This window comes from Malikia sp., from assembly GCF_028687635.1.
In the GTDB taxonomy this organism is placed as follows: Bacteria; Pseudomonadota; Gammaproteobacteria; order Burkholderiales; family Burkholderiaceae_C; genus Malikia.
In genome coordinates this window covers 151,387-172,954 of record NZ_JAQTZS010000005.1, presented here as the reverse complement: position 1 = coordinate 172,954, position 21,568 = coordinate 151,387, and the positions used below count along the sequence as shown (strand labels likewise).

Here is a 21,568-nt window from a genome sequence, read left to right as displayed (position 1 = left end):
GGTCGCCCCTGCATGCGTGCTGATTTTTAATTGGTGTGAAAGCAGTCTAGGCCCTGCACAGAGCCGCGTAAAGCGCGTTTCTCATCAGAAATATCCAATCAGTGCGGGATCTGTTTTCGTTCTGGGTCTGGCCAGGATCTGCCCCGGGTCAGCAGCGCGCGCGCATCGTTTTCGAGCGACACGCGCCCGCAGGCTTTATATTCAAAGGTTTTCTGTTTCCCCCGAGAGAGTCACAAGATGAGCGAGCCCATCCGCCTTACCCAGTACAGCCACGGCGCCGGTTGCGGCTGCAAGATCTCGCCCAAGGTGCTGGAGGTCATCCTGGCCGGCAGCGGCGCGCAGAATCTCGACCCGAAGCTGTGGGTCGGCAACGCCTCCAGGGACGACGCGGCGGTCTACGCCATCGACGAGGAGCGCGGCGTGGTCTCGACCACCGACTTCTTCATGCCGATCGTCGATGATCCGTTCGACTTCGGCCGCATCGCCGCCACCAACGCGATCAGCGACATCTATGCCATGGGCGGCGACCCACTGATGGCGATCGCGATCCTGGGCTGGCCGGTCAATGTGCTGGCGCCCGAGGTCGCGCGCGAGGTTATCCGTGGCGGTCGCGCGGTCTGCGACGCCGCTGGCATCCCGCTCGCGGGTGGCCACTCGATCGACGCGCCCGAGCCCATCTTCGGCCTGGCCGTCACCGGCATCGTCGAGAAGCGCCACATGAAGCGCAACGACACCGGCACCGCCGGCTGCAAGCTCTACCTGAGCAAGCCGTTGGGCATCGGCATCCTGACCACCGCCGAGAAGAAGTCCAAATTGCGAGCGCAGGATGTCGGCCTGGCGCGCGACTGGATGTGCACGCTCAACCAGCCCGGCGCCCGCTTCGGCAAGCTGGCCGGGGTCAAGGCGATGACCGATGTCACCGGCTTCGGCCTGCTCGGTCACCTGGTCGAGATGGCGGACGGTGCTGGCCTGACGGCCCGCCTCGATTACTCGGCGGTGCCGCGCCTGTCTGGCGTCGAGCATTACCTGGCCGAGGGCTGCGTGCCGGGCGGCACCTTGCGCAATTTCGACAGCTACGGCGACCAGATCGCTCCGATCAGCGAACAGCAGAAGCAGCTGCTGTGTGACCCGCAGACCAGCGGCGGCCTGCTGGTGGCGGTCGCACCCGAGGGCGAGGCCGAGTTCCTGGCCGTCGCGGCCGAACTGGGTCTGACCCTGGCGCCGATCGGCAGCCTGGAGCCGCGCGGCGCGCATGCGGTCGAGGTGATCTGATGGCCGAGAACGTCACCGATTTCCGCGCGCTGTTCCTGCGCGGCGCGCCGATGATGGACATGCGCGCGCCGGTCGAGTTCGCGCTAGGCGCCTTCCCCGGCACGGTCAACCTGCCGCTGATGAGCAACGAGGAGCGCGCCAAGGTCGGCACCTGCTACAAGCAGCAGGGCCAGGAGGCGGCGATCAAGCTCGGGCATCAACTGGTGTCGGGATCGATCAAGGCGCAGCGCATGGCGGCCTGGGCCGAGTTCGCGCGCCAGCACCCCGATGGCGTGCTCTACTGCTTCCGAGGCGGATTGCGCTCGCAGACCGTGCAGCGCTGGCTGCGCGACGAGGCGGGCATCGACTACCCACTCGTGGTCGGTGGCTACAAGGCGATGCGCACCTTCCTGATCGAGACGATCGAGCGGGCGGTGGCCGAGTGCGAGCTGGTCGTCGTCGGCGGCATGACCGGCACTGGCAAGACCGACGTGATCGCCCAGCTCGAGCACGCGATCGATCTCGAGGGCCTGGCCAATCACCGTGGCTCGGCTTTCGGCAAGCGCAGCACGCCGCAGCCGACCAATATCGGGTTCGAGAACCAGGTCGCGATCGACTTCCTCGGCAAGCGCGCCGCCGGCTGCAATCAGTTCGTGCTCGAGGACGAGAGCCGCGCGATCGGCAGCTGCTCGCTGCCGCTGCCGCTGCACGCCGCGATGCAGACCGCGCCGCTGGTCTGGCTGGAGGACAGCTTCGACAACCGGGTCGAACGCATCCTGCGCGACTATGTCGTGAGCCAGCTCGATGACCACAATGCGCTGCACGGACCCGAGCAGGGCTTCGAGCGCTATGCCGAGCAGCTGCTGAAAAGCCTGGCCGGCATCACCAAGCGCCTCGGTGGCGAGCGCTACCAGCGCCTGCACGCCATCATGCAGGACGCCTTGGCGCAGCAGCAGGCCAGCGGCGAGGTGGCGCGCCACCGCGACTGGATCGCCGGCCTGCTGCGCGAGTACTACGACCCGATGTACGCCTTCCAGCGCGAGAGCAAGGGCGAGCGCATCGTCTTCGCGGGCGAACAGGCGGCGGTGGTCGAGTTCCTGCGCGAGCGCGTGGATCGCGCGCGCCAGTCCGCCTGATCCGGGCCTGAAGCCGCCGGCCTCAGCGGGTCAGCCAGCGCCTGGCCAGCCAGCTCGTGGCATCGACCAGTCCGACCATTAGCAGCATGGCCAGCAGGATGGTCGCGGTCTTGGGCATGTGGAACAGTCCGAGGTGAAAGGACAGCATCTGACCCAGACCGCCTGCGCCGACCACGCCCAGCACGGCGGCGGCGCGGATGTTGTTCTCCCAGCGGTAGAGCGTGTAGCTCAGCAGCTGGGGCAGCAGCTGGGGCAGGGTGGCCCAGAGCAGGATCCGGTCCTCGTCCACGCCCTGCACGCGCAGCGCCTGCGCGGGGCCGGGAGGCGCGTTTTCCAGCGCTTCGGCGAACAGACGGCCCAGCACCCCGGTCGTGTGCAGGCACAGCGCCAGCGTGCCGGCGAAGGGACCGAGCCCGGCCGAGATCAGCAGCAGCGCGGCCCAGACCAGCTCGGGCACCGAGCGCAGCGCATTGAGCAGCAGCCGGGTTGGCGCTTGGGCGTGGGCGCGATCGTCGGGGTGCAGTCTGGCGGCGGGCAGCGCGAGCGCGAGGCCGAACAGCGCCGCCAGCAGCGTGCCGAGCGCCGACATCGCCAGCGTCTCCCAGCCAGCGAGCAGCACCTTGCGCAGAAAAACCGGCGAGCGCTCGGGTGGAAAGAACTCGGCGACGAAGGCGCCCATGCTTGCCGCCGCCTGCGGTGACAGGAACTGCGCGAGCTGCAGGTCCAGCGTGAGGAAACAGGCCAGCAGGAAGGCCAGCGCCAGCGCGGAAAAACCGATCAGGCGTAGCCGTGCCGCGCGCCACTCGGGCGGCACGGCGATGTCGGAGTTCTGCTTGAAGGATGTTTTCAATCCATCACCCCAGTCCGCTACGCAGCCAGGCACTGATGCGATCCGCCAGCGCGACCAGGCCCATGAAGACCAGCAGCATGGTCGCGACCTCGCCGCCGTTGAACATCTTCATCGAGCCGTCGAGCAGCTGTCCCAGTCCGCCGGCACCGACGAAGCCGAGCACCACCGAGCTGCGGATGGCGCATTCCCAGCGGTAGACCGTGTAGCTCAGCAGCTCGGACGCGCTGGCCGGCAGTTGACCATAGAAGAAAGCCTGCAAGTGGCCGCAGCCGTTGCGCAGCAGCGTGGTGGTCGCGTGCGCGTCCGAACTTTCCAGGATCTCGGCATAGACCTTGCCCAGCACGCCTGACGTCGGCCCCAGTCCGACCACGCGCACGAACACCAGTGCCCAGACCAGTTCGGGGATGCTGCGCAGAATCGCCAGCAGCAGGCGCACGCCCTGGCGCAGCCAGAACGGACCCGCCGCCATGCGTCCGGAGAGCGCCGAGATGGACAGGCCGCTTGAGGCCAGCAGCGCCAGCGGCACGGCCAGCAGCAGGCCGAGGAAGACGCCCGTCGTCGCCATCGCGACCGTGCGCCAGCTTTCCTGCGCGACCAGCAGCAGAAATTCAGGACCATGTGCTGGTGGCCAGAAGTCCGCCAGGAAGCGCCCGCTGAGCTGCAGGCTCTCGGGCTGCCAGAGCAGCCAGGGCCGGAATTCGGTCGCGACCAGCAGCGGCCACAGCAGCACGGGCAGCGCCAGCAGGAACGCGACCCGGCCCGGCCAGGCTGGATCGCCCTGCCGGGGATGAGTCGCGGCCTGTGCAGCGCTCAGCATCGCGGCACCGCCACGCGGGTGGTAGCGGGCGTTTCCTGCGGCACCGGAGCGGGCTCAAGCAATTCCTGCTCGTGCTGCGCGTAGAGCTGGGCCAGCCGCTCGGGCGTGACCTCGGACGCCGGCAGGTCGAAGGCCAGCCGGCCGCCGCGCAGCCCGATGATGCGCGGGAAATGCTGCAGGGCCAGCTCGACTTGGTGCAGCGTCGCGACCAAGGTGACCTGGCGCGAGCGGGCCAAGTCCTGCAGCGTGGCGAGCGCCTGGCGCGAGCGCGCGGGGTCGAGCGCCGACAGCGGTTCGTCGACCAGCCAGAGGCTGGCCGGGGCGAGCAGGGCGCGTGCCAGTCCGACGCGCTGGCGCTCGCCGCCCGAGAGCCTGTCGACGCGCTCGAACAGCTTGTCTGCCAGATCGAAGCGCTCAAGTGCCGCCTGTGCCGCAGGCAGGTCGCTTGGATGGAGCAGCGAGCGCAGGCTTTCTAGCAGGCTCATTGCTGGCAGCCGGCCGGCCAGCACGGCCGTGACCACGCGCTGGCGCGGCGGCAATGGTGGCTGCTGCGGTACCAGGATCAGGTGGCCGCGCAGTCGTTGCAAGTCACGCCGTGACAAGGCCGAGGGGTTGACGTCGTCGAGCAGTATCTGCCCAGCCGAAGGAGGTTGCGCGCAGGCCAGCAATTGCAGCAGCGTGGTCTTGCCGGCGCCCGACGGGCCGATCACGGCCAGCTGCTCGCCAGCAGCGATTCTCAAGTCCAGATTCCGCAGCGCTGGCTCCGAGTCGGCGCGCGCCGCCGGATGGCGTGCGCAGGCGCCATGCAGTTCGAGCTTCAAACCAGCCCCCGAACGGTTCAGAGCAGATCGGCGCTGCGCGCGGCGGCCTCGATGCCCTGGTAGTTTTCGACCTTGGTCGGCACGAAGCGGGTCGCGCGCTGCAGATCGAGGATTTCCTTGCCCTCGGGCGTGGCCTTGCTCAAGCTCAGGAAGGCTTGCGCGATCTTCTCGCGCAGTGCGGCCGGCATGTCGGCATGCACGGTCCAGTTGTAGTCGTAATAGGCCGGCGTGGTGTAGAAGGCGCGCACCTTGCTGGTGTCGACCTTCTTGTCGGTGACGAACTTGTCCCAGACCGAGATGTTGAGCGCGCCGGCCTGCACCTTGCCCGAGGCCACCGCCGCGATGGTCGCGTCATGCGCCCCGCTGTAGGCGACACGCTTGAAATCCTTCTCGGGGGCGAGGCCGGCCTGCAGCAGGAAGCTGCGCGGCATCAGGTGGCCGCTGGTAGAGCTCTGCGAGCCGAAGCTCACATCCTTGCCCTTGAGGTCGGCCAGCTGCTTGATCGCCGGGTCGGCGGTGATGAAGACCGAGCGGAACTTCTCGTCCTCCTCGCGCTGCACCAGCGGGATCACCTTGCCGCCCGAGCGCACCTTGGCCTGCACGAAGGTAAAGCCGCCAAACCAGGCCAGGTCGACCTTCTTGTTGACCAGGGTCTCGACCGCGGCGGCGTAATCACTGACCGGGGTGAACTCCACCTTCATGCCGAGCCGGCTTTCGAGGTACTTCACCAGCGGCGCGGCCTTGCGTGCCAGCTCGGTCGGGGATTCGTCGGGGATGGCCGTCACGCGCAGCACCTGGGGCGAGGTCTGGGCCTGGCTCATGCCGGCGGCGCAAAGGAAAGCAGCGCCGAGCAGGGTGCGGCGCGCGCGGGAAGTCAGTTTCGTCATGATGGGTTCAGCCGTTCAATAGAGCCAAGATCCGGGAGCATACCGCAGGAGAATCCCGACGTCGCCATGCCAGCGCCAGCCGACCTTGGCGCCGGAGCGGGATAATGCGGGCCAGCGTCCGGGCCCGTTGCGGGTTCCGGCATCCGATTTCCCTGTTTTTCCTGATTCCCCATATCTATGGACTCGTCCCCCGACGTCCTGGCGCGCCGCCTGCAAGCGCTGCGCGCCCTGCTGCACCACCACGCCCATCGCTACTACACGCTCGACGCGCCCGAGATCCCCGACGCCGAATACGACCGCCTGTTCCGCGAACTGCAGGCGATCGAGGCCGCTCATCCCGATTGGGTGACGCCCGATTCGCCCAGCCAGCGCGTCGGCGCCCCGATACTCGACGGCTTTGCCACCGTGCGCCATCGCGTGCCGATGCTCAGCATCCGGACCGAGACCGATACCGAGGCCAGTGGTGCCGAGAAATTCGAGCAGCAGCTGCGCTCCTATCTGGCAACCGAGCAGCGTAGATTCGAGCTCGGCGAACGACAGCCCCAGCAGCCCTTGTCGCCCTTGGCGCGAGAAATCATCGATGGCGCGCCGATCGAATATGTGGCCGAGCCCAAGTTCGACGGCCTCGCGATCAGCCTGCGCTATGAGAGCGGCGTGCTGGTGCAGGCCGCCACCCGTGGCGACGGCGAGCAGGGCGAGGACGTGACCCAGAACATCCGCACCATTGGCCAGATTCCGCTGCGGCTCGATGCCCAAGCCAGCGGTGCACTGCCGGTGCCGCCCGTGCTTGAGGTGCGCGGCGAGGTCTACCTGCGGCGTGACGACTTCGATGCGCTCAACGAGCGCCAGCGCGCGCGCATCGCCGCCGGTATCAAGGGCGAAAAGACCTTCGTCAACCCGCGCAATGCCGCCGCCGGCACGGTGCGCCAGCTCGACCCCGCGATCGTGGCCGAGCGTCCCTTGAGCTTCTTCGCCTACGGCCTGGGCGACGTCACGCCAGCGGAGCAGGGCGGTCCCGATTTTGCCAGCCATCACGAGCTGCTGCAGGCGCTGAAAAACTGGGGCCTACCGGTGTCCGAGCTGGTCGAGCGCTGTGGCGGCGCCGAGCAGCTGGTGGCCTACCACCGCCGCATCGGCGCGCTGCGCGATAGCCTGCCGTTCGACATCGACGGCGTGGTCTACAAGGTCGACTCGCTCGCGCTGCAGCGCGAGCTTGATATCAACCCTCGTGTACGCGATCCGCGCTGGGCGATGGCGCACAAGTACCCGGCGCAGGAGCGGATGACCGAGGTGCTCGCGATCGAGGTGCAGGTCGGCCGCACTGGCAAGCTCACTCCGGTGGCCAAGCTCGCGCCGGTCTTCGTCGGCGGCGTCACCGTCTCCAACGCGACTTTGCACAACGAGGGCGAGGTCAGGCGCAAGGACGTGCGCGTCGGCGACCAGGTGATCGTGCGCCGCGCCGGCGACGTGATCCCGGAGGTGGTTGCTGTGGTGCCGGCTGGCGCAGATGACAGGGCATTGGTCGCCGAGACCGTCGATGAAGCGACTGGATCACCGGCTGCTGACGCTGGCTCGGTAGCCGAAACAGCATCACCACAGGCCGACCTGTTCGCCGCCGCACCAGCGCGCGGCCCCGTCTTCACCATGCCTTCGGCCTGCCCCGTCTGCGGTAGTGCGGTCGAGCGCGAGGAGGGCGAGGTCGATCACCGCTGCAGCGGCGGCCTGTTCTGCCCGGCGCAGCGCAAGCAGGCGCTGTTGCACTACGCGCAGCGGCGTGCGCTCGACATCGAGGGTCTGGGCGACAAGCTGGTCGAGCAACTGGTCGATGCCGGCCTGATCCGTGTCCTGCCCGACCTGTATCGCCTGGGCGTGGAGCAGCTCGCCGGTCTGGACCGCATGGCCGACAAGTCGGCCAGGAACCTGGTCGAGGCGCTGGCCGTTTCGCGCCGCACCACGCTGCCGCGCTTCCTGTTCGGTCTGGGAATACGCCATGTCGGCGAGGCCACGGCCAAGGCGCTGGCCCGCCACTTCGGCAGTCTGGATGCCGTCATGGCTGCCAGCGAGGAGCAATTGCTGCAGGTGTCCGATGTCGGTCCGGTGGTGGCACACAGCATCACGACCTTCTTCGCCCAGCCACATAACCGCGAGGTGGTGCAACAGCTGCGCGCGGTCGGCGTCCATTGGCAGGAGGGCGAACCCGCCACCTCGACGGCTTTGCCGTTGGCCGGCCAGACCTTCGTGCTGACCGGCACCCTGCCGACCTTGAGCCGCGATCAGGCCAAGGCCATGCTGGAAGCCGCCGGCGCCAAGGTCGCGGGCTCGGTCAGCAAGAAGACGCATTGCGTCGTGGCCGGCGCGGAAGCCGGCAGCAAGCTCGACAAGGCCAGGGAGCTTGGGGTGCGCGTGATCGACGAGGTCGGCCTGCTCGGCCTCTTGGCGAATCCGGCCGCGAGCGCGTAAACTTGTCTGGAGGCTGCGCATCAGACGCGGCCTGCAGGAGGAGACCCAGATGCCCGTACGTGAAATCCTCAGGATGGGAGACCCGCGCCTGCTGCGCCAGGCCTTGCCGGTGTCCCATTTCGATACCCCCGAGCTGCATCGGCTGTTGCAGGACATGCAAGACACGATGACGGCGGCCCATGGCGCCGGCCTGGCCGCGCCGCAGATCGGCGAGAACCTGCGCGTCGTGATCTTCGGCAGCGGTCAGCACAACCCGCGCTACCCCAAGCAGGCGCCGGTGCCGCGCACCGTGCTGATCAACCCCGAGATCATCCCGCTCGGCGACGAGCAAGACCTCGACTGGGAGGGCTGCCTGTCGGTGCCGGGTCTGCGCGGCAAGGTGCCGCGTTACCTGCGCGTGCATTACCGTGGCTTCGATGCCTATGGTCAGCCCGTCGAGCGCGAGGTCGAGGGCTTTCACGCCCGCGTGGTCCAGCACGAATGCGATCACCTCGACGGCAAGCTCTACCCGATGCGCATGCGCGACTTCAGCCTGTTTGGCTACACCGACGTGCTGTTTCCGGGGCTTGACACGCTGCCCGACGACTGAAGCCCGCGCCCGGTCGTCCGGTCCCTCAGTCCTTGAGCGCCTCGAGCAGTTCGGTCTCGATCTCGATCTGCTCGCGGTTGTGTCGCAGTGCCGGGCCGCTGATCAGGAAGATGTCCTCGACCCGCTCGCCCAGCGTCGTGACCTTGGCCAGCTGCAGGTTGATCTCGTGCTGCGCCAGCACGCGCGCGATGCTGTAGAGCAGGCCGACCCGGTCGCTTGACGAGATCGTCAGCACCCAGCACTGCGCCTTGTCGTCGGGATGCAGCGTGACCCGCGGGATGACCGGGAAGCTCTTGACCCGGCGTGACTGCCGGCCGCGGCTGGGCGCTGGCAGCGGGCCGCGCAAGTCGACCGTGCGCGCGAGCTCGACCTCCACCATGGCGATCAGCTCCCGGTAATGCTCGGACAGCTCGGGCGACACCAGCTGGAAGGTGTCGAGCGCATGGCCGTCGCGCGTGGTGTGGACCTTGGCGTCGAGGATGCTGAAGCCCGCGCTGTCGAAGTAGCCGCAGATGCGGGCGAACAGGTCGGGCTGGTCGGCGGTGTAGACCAGCACCTGCAGGCCCTCGCCCTCGGGCGAGGGACGCGCGCGCACCAAGGTCGGATGCGCCGCGCCCGCGCCCAGCTGAGACAGCGGGCGCGACAGCATGCGGGTGTGCCAGGCGATCTCGTCACCCCGGTGGCGCATGAAGTAGCTCACGTCGAGCTGATCCCACAGCGCCTTGTGGGCCATGTGCGGCAGGGTATGCAGCGCCAGCAGCGTCAGCGCCTCGCGCTTGCGCCCCTCGACCACCGCGCCCTGGTCCGGCGCGCGCCCGCCCAAGGCGCGCAGCGTGGCCCGGTACAGGTCTTCCAGCAGACGACCCTTCCAGGCGTTCCAGACCTTGGGGCTGGTGCCACGGATGTCGGCCACCGTCAGCAGATACAGCGCCGTCAAATGGCGCTCGTCACCGACTAGGCGCGCAAAGGCGTCGATCACGTCCGGGTCGCTCAAGTCCTGCTTCTGCGCCACATGGCTCATCGTCAGGTGCTGGCCGACCAGGAAGGCGATCATGTCGGCATCCTCGCGCGCGATCTGGTGCTCGCGGCAGAAGCGCCGCGCCTCGACCGCGCCGAGCTGGGAATGGTCACCGCCGCGCCCCTTGGCGATGTCGTGAAACAGCGCCGCGGTGTAGAGCAGCCAGGGCTTGTCCCAGCCGGCGGCCAGCTGCGAGCAGAACGGGTACTCGTGCGAATGCTCGGCGATGAAGAAGCGGCGCATGTTGCGCAGCACCATCAGGATATGCTGATCCACCGTGTAGACGTGGAACAGGTCGTGCTGCATCTGCCCGACGATGGCGCGGAACACCCAGAGGTAGCGTCCCAGCACCGAGGTCTGGTTCATCAGCCGCAGCGCATGCATCAGGCCCTCGGGCTGCTGCAGGATCTGCAGGAAGGTGGCCCGGTTGCGCGGGTCGCGCCTGAAGGCCGCATTCATCACCGGTCGCGCGTTGTAGAGGGCGCGCAGCGTGCGCGTCGACAGGCCCTGGATGCCCGGCTGGCTCTGGAGCAGCAGGAAGGTCTCCAGTATCGCTTCGGGATGCTGGATGTACAGCGCGTCGTAGGCCACCTCCAGCATGCCGCCCTTGTCGAGGAAGCGCTCGTTGATCGGACTTGCTTCAGGGCAGGCGTCGCTGCCGCGCTGGCCTATGCGCTCCTGGATGTTGAGCAGCAGGATCTGATTGAGCTGGGTCACGGCCTTGGCCGCCCAGTAGTAGCGCCGCATCAGCTGTTCGCTGGCGCGGCGCGCGCCCTTGGTGCTGGCCACCTGTCCCTCCTCGGGAAAGGTGGCGCGATAGCCGAAGGATTCGGCCAGCGCAGCCTGCAGGTCGAACACCAGCCGGTCCTCGCGCCGGCGCGCCAGCAGATGCAGCCGGGCACGGATCAGGCTCAGCAGGGCCTCGTTGGCCTTGATCTGGCGCACTTCGAGCGCGGTGGCCAGCCCGTTGCGGCCGAGCTCGTCCCAGCTGCGGCCGAGTCCGGCCGCTTTCGTGGTCCAGAGCAGCACCTGCAAGTCGCGCAGCCCGCCGGGGGACTCCTTGCAGTTGGGCTCCAGCGAGTAGGGCGTGTTCTCGTATTTCTGGTGGCGCTGCTGCAGCTCCAGCAGCTTGGCGGTGAAGAAGTCCGCCGGCTCCATGGCCGCGCTCAGCGCCCGCTCCAGCGCCTGCCAGGCGCTGTGCTGGCCGGCGACCAGACGGTTCTCCAGCAGCGAGGTCTGCACCGTGATGTCCTGCGCCGCCTCGGCCAGGCATTCGGCGCGGGTGCGCACGCTGGACCCGATCTCCAGCCCGACGTCCCAGCAAGCTCCGATGAAGGACTCGACCCGGCTCCTCAAGTGTTCGTCCTGCTCAAGCAAGGCGCCATCATGCAGCAGCAGCAGCACGTCGACGTCGGAGTAGGGAAAGAGCTCGCCGCGGCCATAGCCGCCGACCGCCACCAGGGCCATGTCGGGCTCGAATCCGGACGCCTGCCACAGTTGCTGCAGCAACTCGTCGGTGCAGCGGCTCAGTCGCCGCAACAGGCCACGGACAGCGCGCGAATTGGGCCCGAGCGCGGCGATCTCGGCCAGCACGGCCGACTTGCCCTCGCGGTAATGCTGTTTCAGGGCGGGCAGGTCGATGCGCTCGGCGATCATGTCGTGCTGGCCTGGTATCTGATCAGGCGCCGATGCCGTGCTGAACGAAGGCCGGCACCGGCGGCATGCCGCTCGATACCGTCAGCACCTCGTAGCCGGTCTCGGTCACCAGCACGGTGTGCTCCCACTGCGCCGACAGCGAGCGGTCCTTGGTCACGATGCCCCAGCCGTCGTTCATCTCCTTGAGCTCGCGGCGGCCCTGGTTGATCATGGGTTCGATCGTGATCGTCATGCCGGCCTTGAGCTCCATGCCGGTGCCGGGCTTGCCGTAGTGCAGCACCTGCGGGTCCTCATGGAACTTCTCGCCGATGCCGTGGCCGCAGAACTCGCGCACCACCGAGTAGCCGGCGCCCTCGGCGAAGACCTGGATCGCGTGACCGATGTCGCCCAGGCGTGCGCCGGCCTTGACCTTCTCGATGCCCTTCCACATCGCCTCGTAGGTGATCTGGCACAGGCGCTTGGCCGCTGGCGAAGCCTCGCCGACGATGGCCATGCGGCTGGTGTCGCCATGCCAGCCGTCCTTGATCGTCGTGATGTCCAGGTTGACGATGTCGCCCTTCTTGAGCGGCTTGTCGTTCGGGATGCCGTGGCAGATCACATGGTTGACCGAGGTGCAGATGCTTTTCGGGTAGGGCGTGCCGCCGTGCGGCGCGTAGTTCAGCGGCGCCGGGATGCAGCCTTGCACATCGACCATGTAGTCGTGCGCGAGCCGGTCGAGTTCGTTGGTGGTGACGCCGGGTTTGATGAAGGGCTCGAGGTAGTCGAGCACCTCGGCCGCGAGGCGGCAGGCGACGCGCATGGCGGCGATGCCGGCGGCATCCTTGATGGTGACGGTCATGGCCGGGACCTTATCCAGAAGGGCCTGCCAGTCTTGCCTGGCAAGGCCTGAGTGAAAAAACAAAGCTGCTCGACGAGCAGCCAGGGTGGGTGCGATAGATGACCGGATTTTACGTTCGAAGCCGCGGCCGCTGCGTTCCTGCCCTGGAAACAACCTGGGTGTCAGGGTCGTCGGGTCCCGCAGCGCTGCGGGTTCTGGGTGCGCTCGCGCACAGACTGGCGGTTGAATTGGCGTCATCTTCATTTTGAATTTTCAAGGAGCTTGGGATGGATACACCTGTCTGCGCCAATTGCGCCAATTGCGCCAATTCCCGCTGGAGCACCGCCGCGCTGGGGGGCCAAGCGAGCCTCTCGCCGCTGGAGCTGTCGGCCCTGGTCGAGCACCTGCAGCTGTGCCGCTGCTCGTCCGGCCGACTGTTCGCCTTGCGCTGCATGTTCGAGGCGCTGGAGGGTTTTGTGGCGGGCCGCTTTGTTACCACGCTGGTGACGATGGCGCTGTTGATCGGTGTCAGCGCGCAGGTGCGATGAGGCATGGCCAGGTCCGAACTGTGGCGACTGTTACCCGATGCGTCACCGGACTTGTGCCGCATCCTCGATCCCGCCGAAGGCCAGCTTCAGTCTCCGATCCGATCCGAGATCTTTGGTCTGCAGCGCTTCGCCCAGCATGGACAAAGCCTGGGCGACACGCATCTCGTGGCCGAAGCCAGAACGCGCGGCGAGACCTTCTTTCCGCGCCTGCAAGACAATATCCGCATGTTGCGCGAGGCTTGCGCCTATCTGGGCGCGCAAGCGGGCAAGGGCTATGACGTCAGCCCGGCCTCCGAATGGCTGCTCGACAACTCCCATGTGATCGAGGCGCAACTCCAGGAGATCCACGAGGGCTTGCCGCGCCGCTATTTCCAGGCCCTGCCCAAGCTGCTGAACCCGCCGCTGGCCGGCTTGCCGCGCGTCTACGGCGTGGCCTGGGCTTTCGTCGCCCATACCGACAGCGCCTTCGACGACGAGCTGTTGATCCAGTTCCTGGGCGCCTATCAGCAGGCGCGTGAGCTCAGGCTGTGCGAGGTCTGGGCGCTGCCGATCACCTTGCGCGTGGTCCTGATCGAGAACCTGCGCCGCCTGGCCGAACGCGAGGCGACCCACAAGGCGGCGCGCGAGGTCGCCAACCTGTGCTGTGACCGCCTGGACCGTTTCAGTCTGGCCGCGCTGGACCAGTTGCTCGCCTGGCTTGAGCGGCGCGGCGTCGGTCGGGCCTTCCTGTTGCAGATGGCGCAACGCCTGCAGGTGCGCCGCGCCACCGATCACGCCTTGCATCAGGAGTGGCTGCACAACGCGCTGCCGGACCTGGCCGCTCTGCAGACGCAGCAAGGCGTCGACCAGGCCGCCGACAACCTGAGCGTCAGCAACGCGCTCACTTCGCTGCGCACGATCGGCGCGGCCGAATGGCCGGAGATCGTTGCCCGCACCAACCCCCTGATGCAGCTGATGCTGACTTCACCCTTGTTCGAGGCCGAGGACGGCGCCACGCGCGACCAGACCCTGCATGGCATCGAGCGGCTGGCCCGGCGTGGTGGGCGCAGCGAGTACGAGGTCGGCAAGACGCTGCTGGAGCTGATGCACTCGGCCCAGGGCGAGCCCCAAGCCGTGGCCGGCCACTGGCTGACGGGTGCCGGCCGGCCCAGGCTGGTGCGTGCGCTCGGCCTGCCCGCGCGCGCGGCGCTGTCCTGGCGCGTCGTCAGCCGCCCGCTGGCCTTGCCCGTCTACCTGGGGTCGTTGCTGCTGGGCAGCCTGGGACTGGTCACCTGGCTGCTGTCGCGCTACCGTACCGGAGTGGCTGGCGTGGAGGACGCCGTCTGGATGATGCCGCTGGTGCTGCTGATGCTGTTTCCGGCCTCGGAAGCGGTGGTCGCGGTGATCAACCGCCTGATCAGCGAGTCCTTGCCGCCCGACCGCCTGCCGCGCCTGGCCCTGGCGCAGGGGATTCCACCCGAACACCGGGTGCTGGTCGTGATCCCTTGCATGTTGGGCAGCGAGGCCTCGATCGACGTGCTGGTGCACCGCTTGCGCCTGCATTACCTCGCCAACCCGGAGCGCCACGCCCAGTTTGCCCTGCTAAGCGACTGGGTTGACGCCGATCAGGCACAAATGCCTGCCGATGCCCAATCGCTGAACCGGGTGACACAGCAGATCATGGCGCTCAACGCGCGCCACCCCAGGACGGCGCAGGAGGCCGGCATCCCGCCACGTTTCATCGTGCTGCATCGGGAGCGTCAGTTCAGCGAGACCGAGCAACGCTGGATCGGCTGGGAGCGCAAGCGCGGCAAGATCGAAAGCCTGATCGCTGCCTTGGCCCAGGGCGAGTCCAGCGCCTTCATGAATCTGGGGGAGGTGTCCCGCCTCGACTGGGAGGCCGCCTATGTGGTCACGCTCGACAGCGACACCCAGTTGCCGCCCGGGCGGCTGCGCGAGCTCGTCAGCGTCGCTGCCCATCCTCATAACCAGCCCCAGCTTGATGCCGATGGCCGCCACGTGGTGGCCGGTTACGGCATCCTGCAGCCGCGCATCGTCACGCCGCTGCCCGAGCCCAGGGACTTGACCCGCTTTCACTGGCTGTTTGCCGGCCAGTGCGGCGTAGACCCCTACAGCGCCGCCAGCTCCGAGGTCTATCAGGATCTGTTCCGGGAAGGGACTTTTACCGGCAAGGGCCTGCTCAACGTGAGGGCGATGCACGCGGTGCTTTCGGGTCGCCTGCCCGAAGGCTGGGTGCTGAGCCACGATCTGCTCGAAGGTGCGCTGGCTCGCTGCGCCGCGCTGACCGACATCACCGTCGTCGAGGAGGCCCCGTTTCACGCCGATGTGGCGGCCTCGCGCGTGCACCGCTGGACCCGTGGCGACTGGCAGTTGCTGCCCTTCCTGTGTCGTCCGGGACGCTACCGGCTGCGCGCCATCAACCGCTGGAAGATGTTCGACAACCTGCGCCGTGCGCTGGTGGCACCGATGTCGCTGGCGCTGTTGCTGCTGACGCTGGCCGGTGCCAGCCTGTCGCCCTGGGCGGCGCTGTTCCTGGTGCTCGCCGCCTTCTCGGCCGGGCCATTGCTGGGGGCGTTGGCGGGCCTGTCGCCAGGTCGCCCCGATGTGGCCAGGGCCCGCTTCTACCGCCAGGCCTTGGACGATCTGGCGCGCGCCCTGTGGGGCGGACTCTGGCTCCTGGTTCAGCTGCAGCAGCAGGCGCTGCTGGCGCTCGACGCGATGGCGCGGGCGCTCTACCGCATGGGCATCAGCCAGCGCCACCTGTTGCAGTGGACCACGGCGGCGGCGGCCCAGGCCCAGGCCAGGACCCAATTCGCTGCGCTGCTGCGCCTGCATTGGAAAGAGCCGCTGCTGGCGCTGTGCCTGCTGGCGGGGCTGTGGCTCGCCGCCACGCCTTGGCCAGCACTGTCCATCCTGCTGTGCCTGCTGTGGGCCTCGGCGCCGGTCGCGACCTGGTGGGCCAGTCGGCCGCGACCGGCGCGTCAGGAGGCTTTGCCGCAGCAGCAACAGGCCTATCTGGCAGGCATCGCGCGCGACACCTGGCGCCTGTTCGAGCGTTGTGTCGGCGCCCAGGATCACCACCTGCCGCCCGACAACCTGCAGACCTGGCCCTATGACATGGTGGCGCACCGCACCTCGCCGACCAATATCGGCCTCTATCTGCTGAGCGTGGCCTGCGCGCGCCAGTTCGGCTGGATCGGTACCCGGGAACTGCTGACCCGCCTGGAGGCGACGCTGGCCACGCTGCAGAGTCTGCAACGCCATCGCGGCCATTTTTTCAACTGGTACGATACCCAGACGTTGGCGCCGCTGCTGCCGATGTACGTCTCGACCGTGGACAGCGGCAATCTCAGCGGCCATCTGCTCGCGGTCGGGCAGGCCTGTCTGGAGCTGGCGCAGGCGCCCCATGAGACTGGCGCCGCGCAGCGCGCGCTCCAGGCCTCCCGGCAACGGCTCGCGCCGCTGCTGGAGCAGTGGCCGGATCTGGCGGGCGACCAGGCCCTGGCGCAGCTGCTGGCCCTGCCTGATCCGCTGCAGGCATGCCAGAACGCCGAGTTCGAACGCCTGCTGCGGGCCGCCAGCGATGAATTGGCCGCGTGGCGGCCTGATGCGACTCGTGAGCCGTCCCAGGACCCTACCCTCAAGCCGGGGCTGCACGATCAGCTGCGCTGGCTGCTGTCGGACCACCTCGCTACGCTGCGCTCGGCCTGGCTCGATACCCAGGCCCAGGCTTGCGGCGAAACCTCGGGTGCGACACAGCGCCTGCAGGCCATCGCGCATGAATTCGGCCTGCTCGCCTGGCAGGCCGACTTTGCCTTTCTCTATCACGGCCAGCGCCACCTGTTCCACATTGGCTACCGGGTCGCCGAGCAGCAACTCGATGCGGGCCTGTATGACCTGCTGGCGTCGGAGTCGCGCCTGACCAGCCTGCTGGCCATTGCCAAGGGCGATGTGCCGGTCAGGCATTGGGCCGCACTGGGGCGTCCCTTCTACGCCAGCGGTGCCCAGGCCGGCTTGCGCTCCTGGGCGGGCTCGATGTTCGAATACCTGATGCCGGGACTGGTGCTCGCCGAACCGCCAGGCAGTGCCCTGGATGAGGCCTGCGCCTTGGCGCTGCGCGAACAGATGGCGTTTGGCGCAGCACAAGGCCTGCCCTGGGGCATCTCGGAATCGGCCCATGCCGGACAGGACTACACGTTGGCCTACCAGTACGCACCGCAAGGCGTGCCGAGCCTGGCGCTGCGCCGCACTCCGCCAGACGAGCTGGTCATCGCACCCTATGCCACGGCGCTGGCTGCACAGCGCGCGCCCCAGCTCGCAGCCGCCAATTTCGCTGCGCTGGAACAACGGGCCGGTCGCGCGCGCTATGGCTTCATGGAGGCGCTGGATTTCTCGCCGGCACGGCAAGTCGGCAAGCAGCCGTTTCGGCCGGTGCGCACCTTCATGGCACACCATCAGGGTATGAGCCTGATCGCCTTGGCCAACCTGCTGCTGGACGCTCCGGCCCAGCGCTGGGGCATGGCCAATGCCCATATCGAGGCCGTGGCGTCGCTGCTGCATGAGCGGGCCCCGCGCGAGCTTCCCGCTTGCTGTGCACATGCGCCCAGGCTGCCAGCCCAGCCGCTGCCGCGCCCGGCACAGCGTCTGCTGCGTGAGGTGGTTCCGGGGCAGGCGGCCGTGGAATCCACGCACCTGCTCTCGAATGGGCGCTATCACGTGACCCTGCGCGCCAACGGCGCCGGCTGGAGCCGCTGGGGCCAGGCCGCCATCACCAGATGGCGTGATGATGCGCTGCGCGATGCCCATGGCCATTTCTTCTACCTGCGCCGGCTTGAGCCAGGCCAGGATGGAGCCACCAGCCGGCCGGTCTCGCTCACACAGCACCCCGCACCCGATTCGGGCGCGCACTATAAAAGTACCCACCATGCCGACCGCATCTGCTTTGATGCCAGCTGGCCGGACCTGGCCGCACACCTGATGGTATGGGTCAGCCCGGAGGATGACATCGAGTTCCGCGAGGTTGAATTGCGCAACCTGAGCGATCGCCCGCTGGAACTCGAACTGATGTCGGCTTTCGAGTTGGCCCTGACCGACCCGCGTGCCGATGAAGCCCACCCAGCCTTCACCAGCCTGTTTGTGCGCGCCCAGTGGCAGCCCCAGCACCAGGCGCTCTGGTTCGAGCGCCAGCCGCGTCTGCCCAGCGAGCCGGCCTTGAGCATCGCGCATTTCCTGGTCTGCAGTGGTACGCAAGGGGTGGATCTGCGCGTCCTCGCCGATCGGCAGCGCTGGCGCGGCCGTAACCGGGCTTGCAGCCAGCCGCTGGCCGATTTCCCACCCTGGCCCGCTGCCTCGGCCGACGTCGGTGCGCCCTTGGACGATGCGCAGCCGCTGGCGCTGGAAACCGGCCTTGATCCGGTCTGCGCCATGTCCGTACGCCTGAGCATTGCGCCCAACGCGAAGGCTCGCCTGACCTTCGCCACGGCGGCTTCCGACCAGGCCGCCACGCTGCGGGCCGTGGTCGACAAGTACCGCCAGCGCAGCCATGTGCAACGCGCCTCGCTGATGTCGGCCACGCTGAGCCGCATTCGCCTCGACGCTCTGGGTATCACGGCCGAAAACTTCGCGCTGATCCAGACCATGACCACGGCCGTGCTGCTGAGCCTGACGCGCCCGCAGGCCCGTTCGCAACCGCCGCAGCAGGCCATCGATGAGCGCTGCGACCGTCGCCTGCTGTGGCGCTTCGGCATCTCGGGCGACCGGCCCATCATCCTGGTGCGGGTCAGCGTGGTCCAGAATCTCGGGCTGCTGCGTTCGCTGGCGCAAGCGCTTCGCTGGTGGACCTGGGGTGGCGTGGCCTGCGACCTGGTGGTGGTCAGCGCCGAACCCAGCTCTTACCAGATGCCCTTGCACCGCGATATCGCCACGCTGCGCGAGCGCTATGAGGCCAATATTCCAGCCCTTTCGGGTAACGCAGGTCCCATCAACACGGGCTTTCATGTGCTGCGCGCCGATGAGGTCGGCAGTGTTGAAGCCAGCACGCTCAACCGTCTGGCCTGCCTGGTCTTCCATGCCGACGGTCGTCCGCTGCAGCAGCATATGCGCGAATGGACGGCACAGCACGAGCAGGACCGCGCCGATCGGCGTCAGAAGTCAGTCGCCGGGGTGACCGTGGCAGCGGCTCGGCCGGCTGTCCCGCCCGAGCCGCGTGGGGCCTTCGATCCGGATTCGGGTGAATTCCGCTTCGAGACCGGGGCCGGGCGGCGTCCGGCCCGACCCTGGGTCAATGTATTGGCCAATCAGACCTTCGGTACCCTGTTGTCTGAGGCCGGTGGCGGCTACAGCTGGGCTGTCAACAGCCGATTGAACCAGCTCACCGCCTGGTCCAATGACCCGGTGGTCGACCCGCCCGCGGAGTGGTTCCTGCTGCAGGACCTGGCCACCCGCCAGATCTGGAGCGTGACCGCTTCCGCCTGGGGCGACGGGACGCTGACCTATCGCGTCTCGCACGGACCAGGCCAGAGCCGGATCAGCCACCGCCGTGGCGAGCTGGAGGTGACGGCATCCTGGTGCGTGGATCCCCTGACCTCGGTCAAGCAGATCAGCCTGCGGCTCGTCAATCAGGGTCGCCGCCCGCTGCAGTTGCGCGTGATGGCGATGGCCGAGTGGATGCTGGGTGCGAGTCGGGTCGATCGCAACACGGTTCATACCGCTCTGCATCGCCAGCGGCTGCCCAGCCTGCAGGGAGCGGGCCTGGCGGATCAAGCCGTACCGGCGTCCACGCTCACGGCCTTGCTGGGTACGCAAAGCGAGCATGCCAGTGGATTCGGCCAGGGCACGGCCTTCCTGGCGGCCTTCCACCCGGAGTCTCAGCTGCCGGACTGGACCTGTGACCGGCGCGAGTTCTTCGATGCGAGCGGTGCGCTGGTGTGGCCCGACCCGCTGGGCCAGCGCCAAGGCGCCGGACTCGATCCTTGCGCGGCGCTGGTCATGCTGGTGTCGCTGTCCCCTGGCGAGATGGTGGAGCGGGTGTTCCTGCTGGGCTATGGCGCGGATCCCGAGGCGGCCCGTCAGCTGGCCAGCTCGGCGGTGCTCAAGCCGGCCGGACAGCGCCAGCAAGAGGTGCGCGCCAGCTGGGACGGCCTGCTGGGGTCAGTCCAGGTCAAGACGCCCGACCCCTTGTTCGACGTGATGGTGAACCGCTGGCTGCTCTATCAGGCGGTGGCCTGCCGCTTGTGGGCCAAGGCGGGTTTCTACCAGGCCGGCGGGGCCACTGGTTTTCGGGACCAGTTGCAGGATGCGATGGCGCTGGCCTGGGCTGCCCCGGATCTGTTGCGCCAGCAGATCCTGCATCACACCTCGCGCCAATTCGTCGAAGGCGATGTGCAGCATTGGTGGCATGCCCCGACCGGGGCGGGCGTGCGCACGCACAGCTCGGATGATCTGCTCTGGCTGCCGCACGCCTGTGTCCACTACCTGCGCGCCAGCGGCGACCTCAGCTTGCTCGACCAGAGTCTGCCGTTCCTCGAAGGCCCGGCAATCCCTGAGCAGGCGGAAGACTGGTATGGCGTACCCGCCGTCAGCGCCCGGCAGGCCTCGGTCTATGAGCATTGCGCGCTCATGCTGGACCGCAGCTTGCGGGTGGGCGCTCATGGCCTGCCCCTGATGGGCGGCGGCGACTGGAACGACGGCATGAATCGCGTCGGTCATGAGGGCCGTGGCGAGTCGGTCTGGCTGGGCTGGTTCCTGTGCCGGCTGGTGGCCGATTTCGCGCCGCTGGCGCGCGCGCGTGGCGATCAAGCCCGTGCCTCGCGCTGGGAAAGCGCCGCGCAGGGCTGGCAGTCCGTGCTCAATGGCAGTAGCTGGGACGGCCAATGGTTCAAGCGCGCCTATTTCGATGACGGCCGGGCGCTGGGCTCCCAGGCCAACGCCGAATGCCGCATCGACCTGATCGCGCAGGCCTGGAGCGTGCTGTCGGGCGCCGCCGACCCCGACTTGCAGCGCCTTGCCTTGGCAGCGGTGCGGGCTTGCCTGGTGGACCGCGAGGCCGGGCTGATCCGACTGCTTGATCCCCCCTTCGCGCATGCCAGCCCCAGTGCGGGCTATATCCAGGCTTATCCAGCCGGTGTGCGCGAGAACGGTGCCCAATATACCCACGCTGGCGTGTGGACGCTGATGGCGCAGGCCGGGCTGGCCAGCCGCCGCCCGGCCGATAGCGGCTTGGCCGATCTCGTCTATGACTATTTCACCTACCTGAGCCCGGCCCATCGGGCCAGCCACCCGGTATGGGGTCCGCGCTACCGCCTGGAGCCCTACGTGGTGGCGGCCGACATCTATAGCCAACCGCCGTATGTAGGGCGTGGCGGCTGGAGCTGGTACACCGGGGCGGCCGCCTGGCTGCACCGGGCCGCGATCGAGTCGATCTGCGGCCTGCAACTGGAGGCCAAGACGCTGCACTTCAGGCCTTGCCTGCCTGGGCATTGGCCGCGTGTCGAGTTGACGTTGCATCGCGCTGGTCGCAGCCTGCGTTTCATCCTGGTGCGCGCCACGGCGTCCGAGGCTCTCGCTGCCACCGAGTCTCTTGCGGCGCAACTGCTGCTGCCTGGCCAGCCATTGGCCTGGTCTGAACTGGAGTCGGATGCCACCTTCGTGATACCGCTGCTCGATGACGAGGCAGCTGGGTAACCGGCGCAAAAAAACCCGGCTCGATGGCCGGGCTGA

At 68.0% G+C, this 21,568-nt stretch carries 12 protein-coding genes; 6 read left to right on the top strand and 6 right to left on the bottom strand.

What is annotated here, in order from left to right; translation table 11 throughout:
- Positions 1-237: 237 nt before the first annotated feature.
- Together selD and mnmH are read left to right on the top strand one after the other, a co-directional pair.
- Positions 238-1,272, top strand: a complete 1,035-nt coding sequence (gene selD, locus PHR85_RS05630; RefSeq protein WP_300051560.1) for a selenide, water dikinase SelD — start codon at positions 238-240, stop codon at positions 1,270-1,272.
- The gene (mnmH, locus tag PHR85_RS05625; protein WP_300051557.1) at positions 1,272-2,387 is read left to right on the top strand and encodes a tRNA 2-selenouridine(34) synthase MnmH; all 1,116 of its coding nucleotides are present in this window, start codon (positions 1,272-1,274) and stop codon (positions 2,385-2,387) included. The genes selD and mnmH overlap by 1 nt, the downstream gene beginning before the upstream one ends.
- Before the next feature lie 22 nt (positions 2,388-2,409).
- Here the strand turns inward: mnmH and phnE are convergent, their stop codons facing one another.
- The 4 genes from phnE to PHR85_RS05605 all read right to left on the bottom strand — a co-directional run bounded on the left by phnE (position 2,410) and on the right by PHR85_RS05605 (position 5,762).
- Complete coding sequence (phnE, locus tag PHR85_RS05620; RefSeq protein ID WP_300051610.1) at positions 2,410-3,168, bottom strand: phosphonate ABC transporter, permease protein PhnE; 759 nt, start codon at positions 3,166-3,168, stop codon at positions 2,410-2,412.
- Between the two features lie 73 nt (positions 3,169-3,241).
- Positions 3,242-4,054 carry an ABC transporter permease gene (locus PHR85_RS05615; protein WP_300051554.1) on the bottom strand — a complete coding sequence of 271 codons (813 nt, stop codon included), beginning with the start codon at positions 4,052-4,054 and terminating at the stop codon, positions 3,242-3,244.
- A complete protein-coding gene (locus PHR85_RS05610) occupies positions 4,048-4,875 on the bottom strand; it encodes a phosphonate ABC transporter ATP-binding protein (protein ID WP_300051552.1) in 828 nt (275 codons plus the stop codon). Before PHR85_RS05610 ends, PHR85_RS05615 begins: the two co-directional genes overlap by 7 nt.
- A 17-nt stretch (positions 4,876-4,892) precedes the next feature.
- Positions 4,893-5,762: a putative selenate ABC transporter substrate-binding protein gene (locus tag PHR85_RS05605; RefSeq protein ID WP_300051549.1), complete on the bottom strand. Its 870-nt coding sequence runs from the start codon at positions 5,760-5,762 to the stop codon at positions 4,893-4,895.
- Positions 5,763-5,939: 177 nt separating this feature from the next.
- On the opposite strand from PHR85_RS05605, the gene ligA reads away from it, so the two are divergent.
- A complete protein-coding gene (gene ligA, locus PHR85_RS05600) occupies positions 5,940-8,222 on the top strand; it encodes an NAD-dependent DNA ligase LigA (RefSeq protein WP_300051546.1) in 2,283 nt (760 codons plus the stop codon).
- A gap of 49 nt (positions 8,223-8,271) precedes the next feature.
- Complete coding sequence (gene def / locus PHR85_RS05595) at positions 8,272-8,811, top strand: peptide deformylase (protein WP_300051544.1); 540 nt, start codon at positions 8,272-8,274, stop codon at positions 8,809-8,811.
- A 25-nt stretch (positions 8,812-8,836) separates the two neighbouring features.
- Here def and PHR85_RS05590 read toward each other — a convergent pair whose 3' ends face one another.
- On the bottom strand, positions 8,837-11,485 hold the full coding sequence (locus PHR85_RS05590) for a [protein-PII] uridylyltransferase (protein ID WP_300051542.1): 2,649 nt from the start codon (positions 11,483-11,485) through the stop codon (positions 8,837-8,839).
- A 22-nt stretch (positions 11,486-11,507) separates the two neighbouring features.
- Positions 11,508-12,323, bottom strand: coding sequence for a type I methionyl aminopeptidase (gene map / locus PHR85_RS05585; protein ID WP_300051540.1), 816 nt, complete (start codon positions 12,321-12,323; stop codon positions 11,508-11,510).
- 266 nt (positions 12,324-12,589) lie between these two features.
- On the opposite strand from map, the gene PHR85_RS05580 reads away from it, so the two are divergent.
- Together PHR85_RS05580 and PHR85_RS05575 are read left to right on the top strand one after the other, a co-directional pair.
- Positions 12,590-12,850 (top strand): hypothetical protein, encoded by a 261-nt coding sequence (locus tag PHR85_RS05580; protein ID WP_300051537.1) that lies wholly within the window; start codon positions 12,590-12,592, stop codon positions 12,848-12,850.
- A gap of 3 nt (positions 12,851-12,853) precedes the next feature.
- Positions 12,854-21,532 carry a glucoamylase family protein gene (locus PHR85_RS05575; protein WP_300051535.1) on the top strand — a complete coding sequence of 2,893 codons (8,679 nt, stop codon included), beginning with the start codon at positions 12,854-12,856 and terminating at the stop codon, positions 21,530-21,532.
- Positions 21,533-21,568: the final 36 nt, after the last annotated feature.

Excerpts from the sequence above, each read along its gene's own strand:
- selD (WP_300051560.1), top strand. The coding sequence starts at position 238 with ATGAGCGAGCCCATCCGCCTTACCCAGTACAGCCACGGCGCCGGTTGC.
- mnmH (WP_300051557.1), top strand. The coding sequence starts at position 1,272 with ATGGCCGAGAACGTCACCGATTTCCGCGCGCTGTTCCTGCGCGGCGCG.
- PHR85_RS05615 (WP_300051554.1), bottom strand. The coding sequence starts at position 4,054 with ATGCTGAGCGCTGCACAGGCCGCGACTCATCCCCGGCAGGGCGATCCA.
- PHR85_RS05605 (WP_300051549.1), bottom strand. The coding sequence starts at position 5,762 with ATGACGAAACTGACTTCCCGCGCGCGCCGCACCCTGCTCGGCGCTGCT.
- ligA (WP_300051546.1), top strand. The coding sequence starts at position 5,940 with ATGGACTCGTCCCCCGACGTCCTGGCGCGCCGCCTGCAAGCGCTGCGC.
- def (WP_300051544.1), top strand. The coding sequence starts at position 8,272 with ATGCCCGTACGTGAAATCCTCAGGATGGGAGACCCGCGCCTGCTGCGC.
- PHR85_RS05590 (WP_300051542.1), bottom strand. The coding sequence starts at position 11,485 with ATGATCGCCGAGCGCATCGACCTGCCCGCCCTGAAACAGCATTACCGC.
- map (WP_300051540.1), bottom strand. The coding sequence starts at position 12,323 with ATGACCGTCACCATCAAGGATGCCGCCGGCATCGCCGCCATGCGCGTC.
- PHR85_RS05580 (WP_300051537.1), top strand. The coding sequence starts at position 12,590 with ATGGATACACCTGTCTGCGCCAATTGCGCCAATTGCGCCAATTCCCGC.
- PHR85_RS05575 (WP_300051535.1), top strand. The coding sequence starts at position 12,854 with ATGGCCAGGTCCGAACTGTGGCGACTGTTACCCGATGCGTCACCGGAC.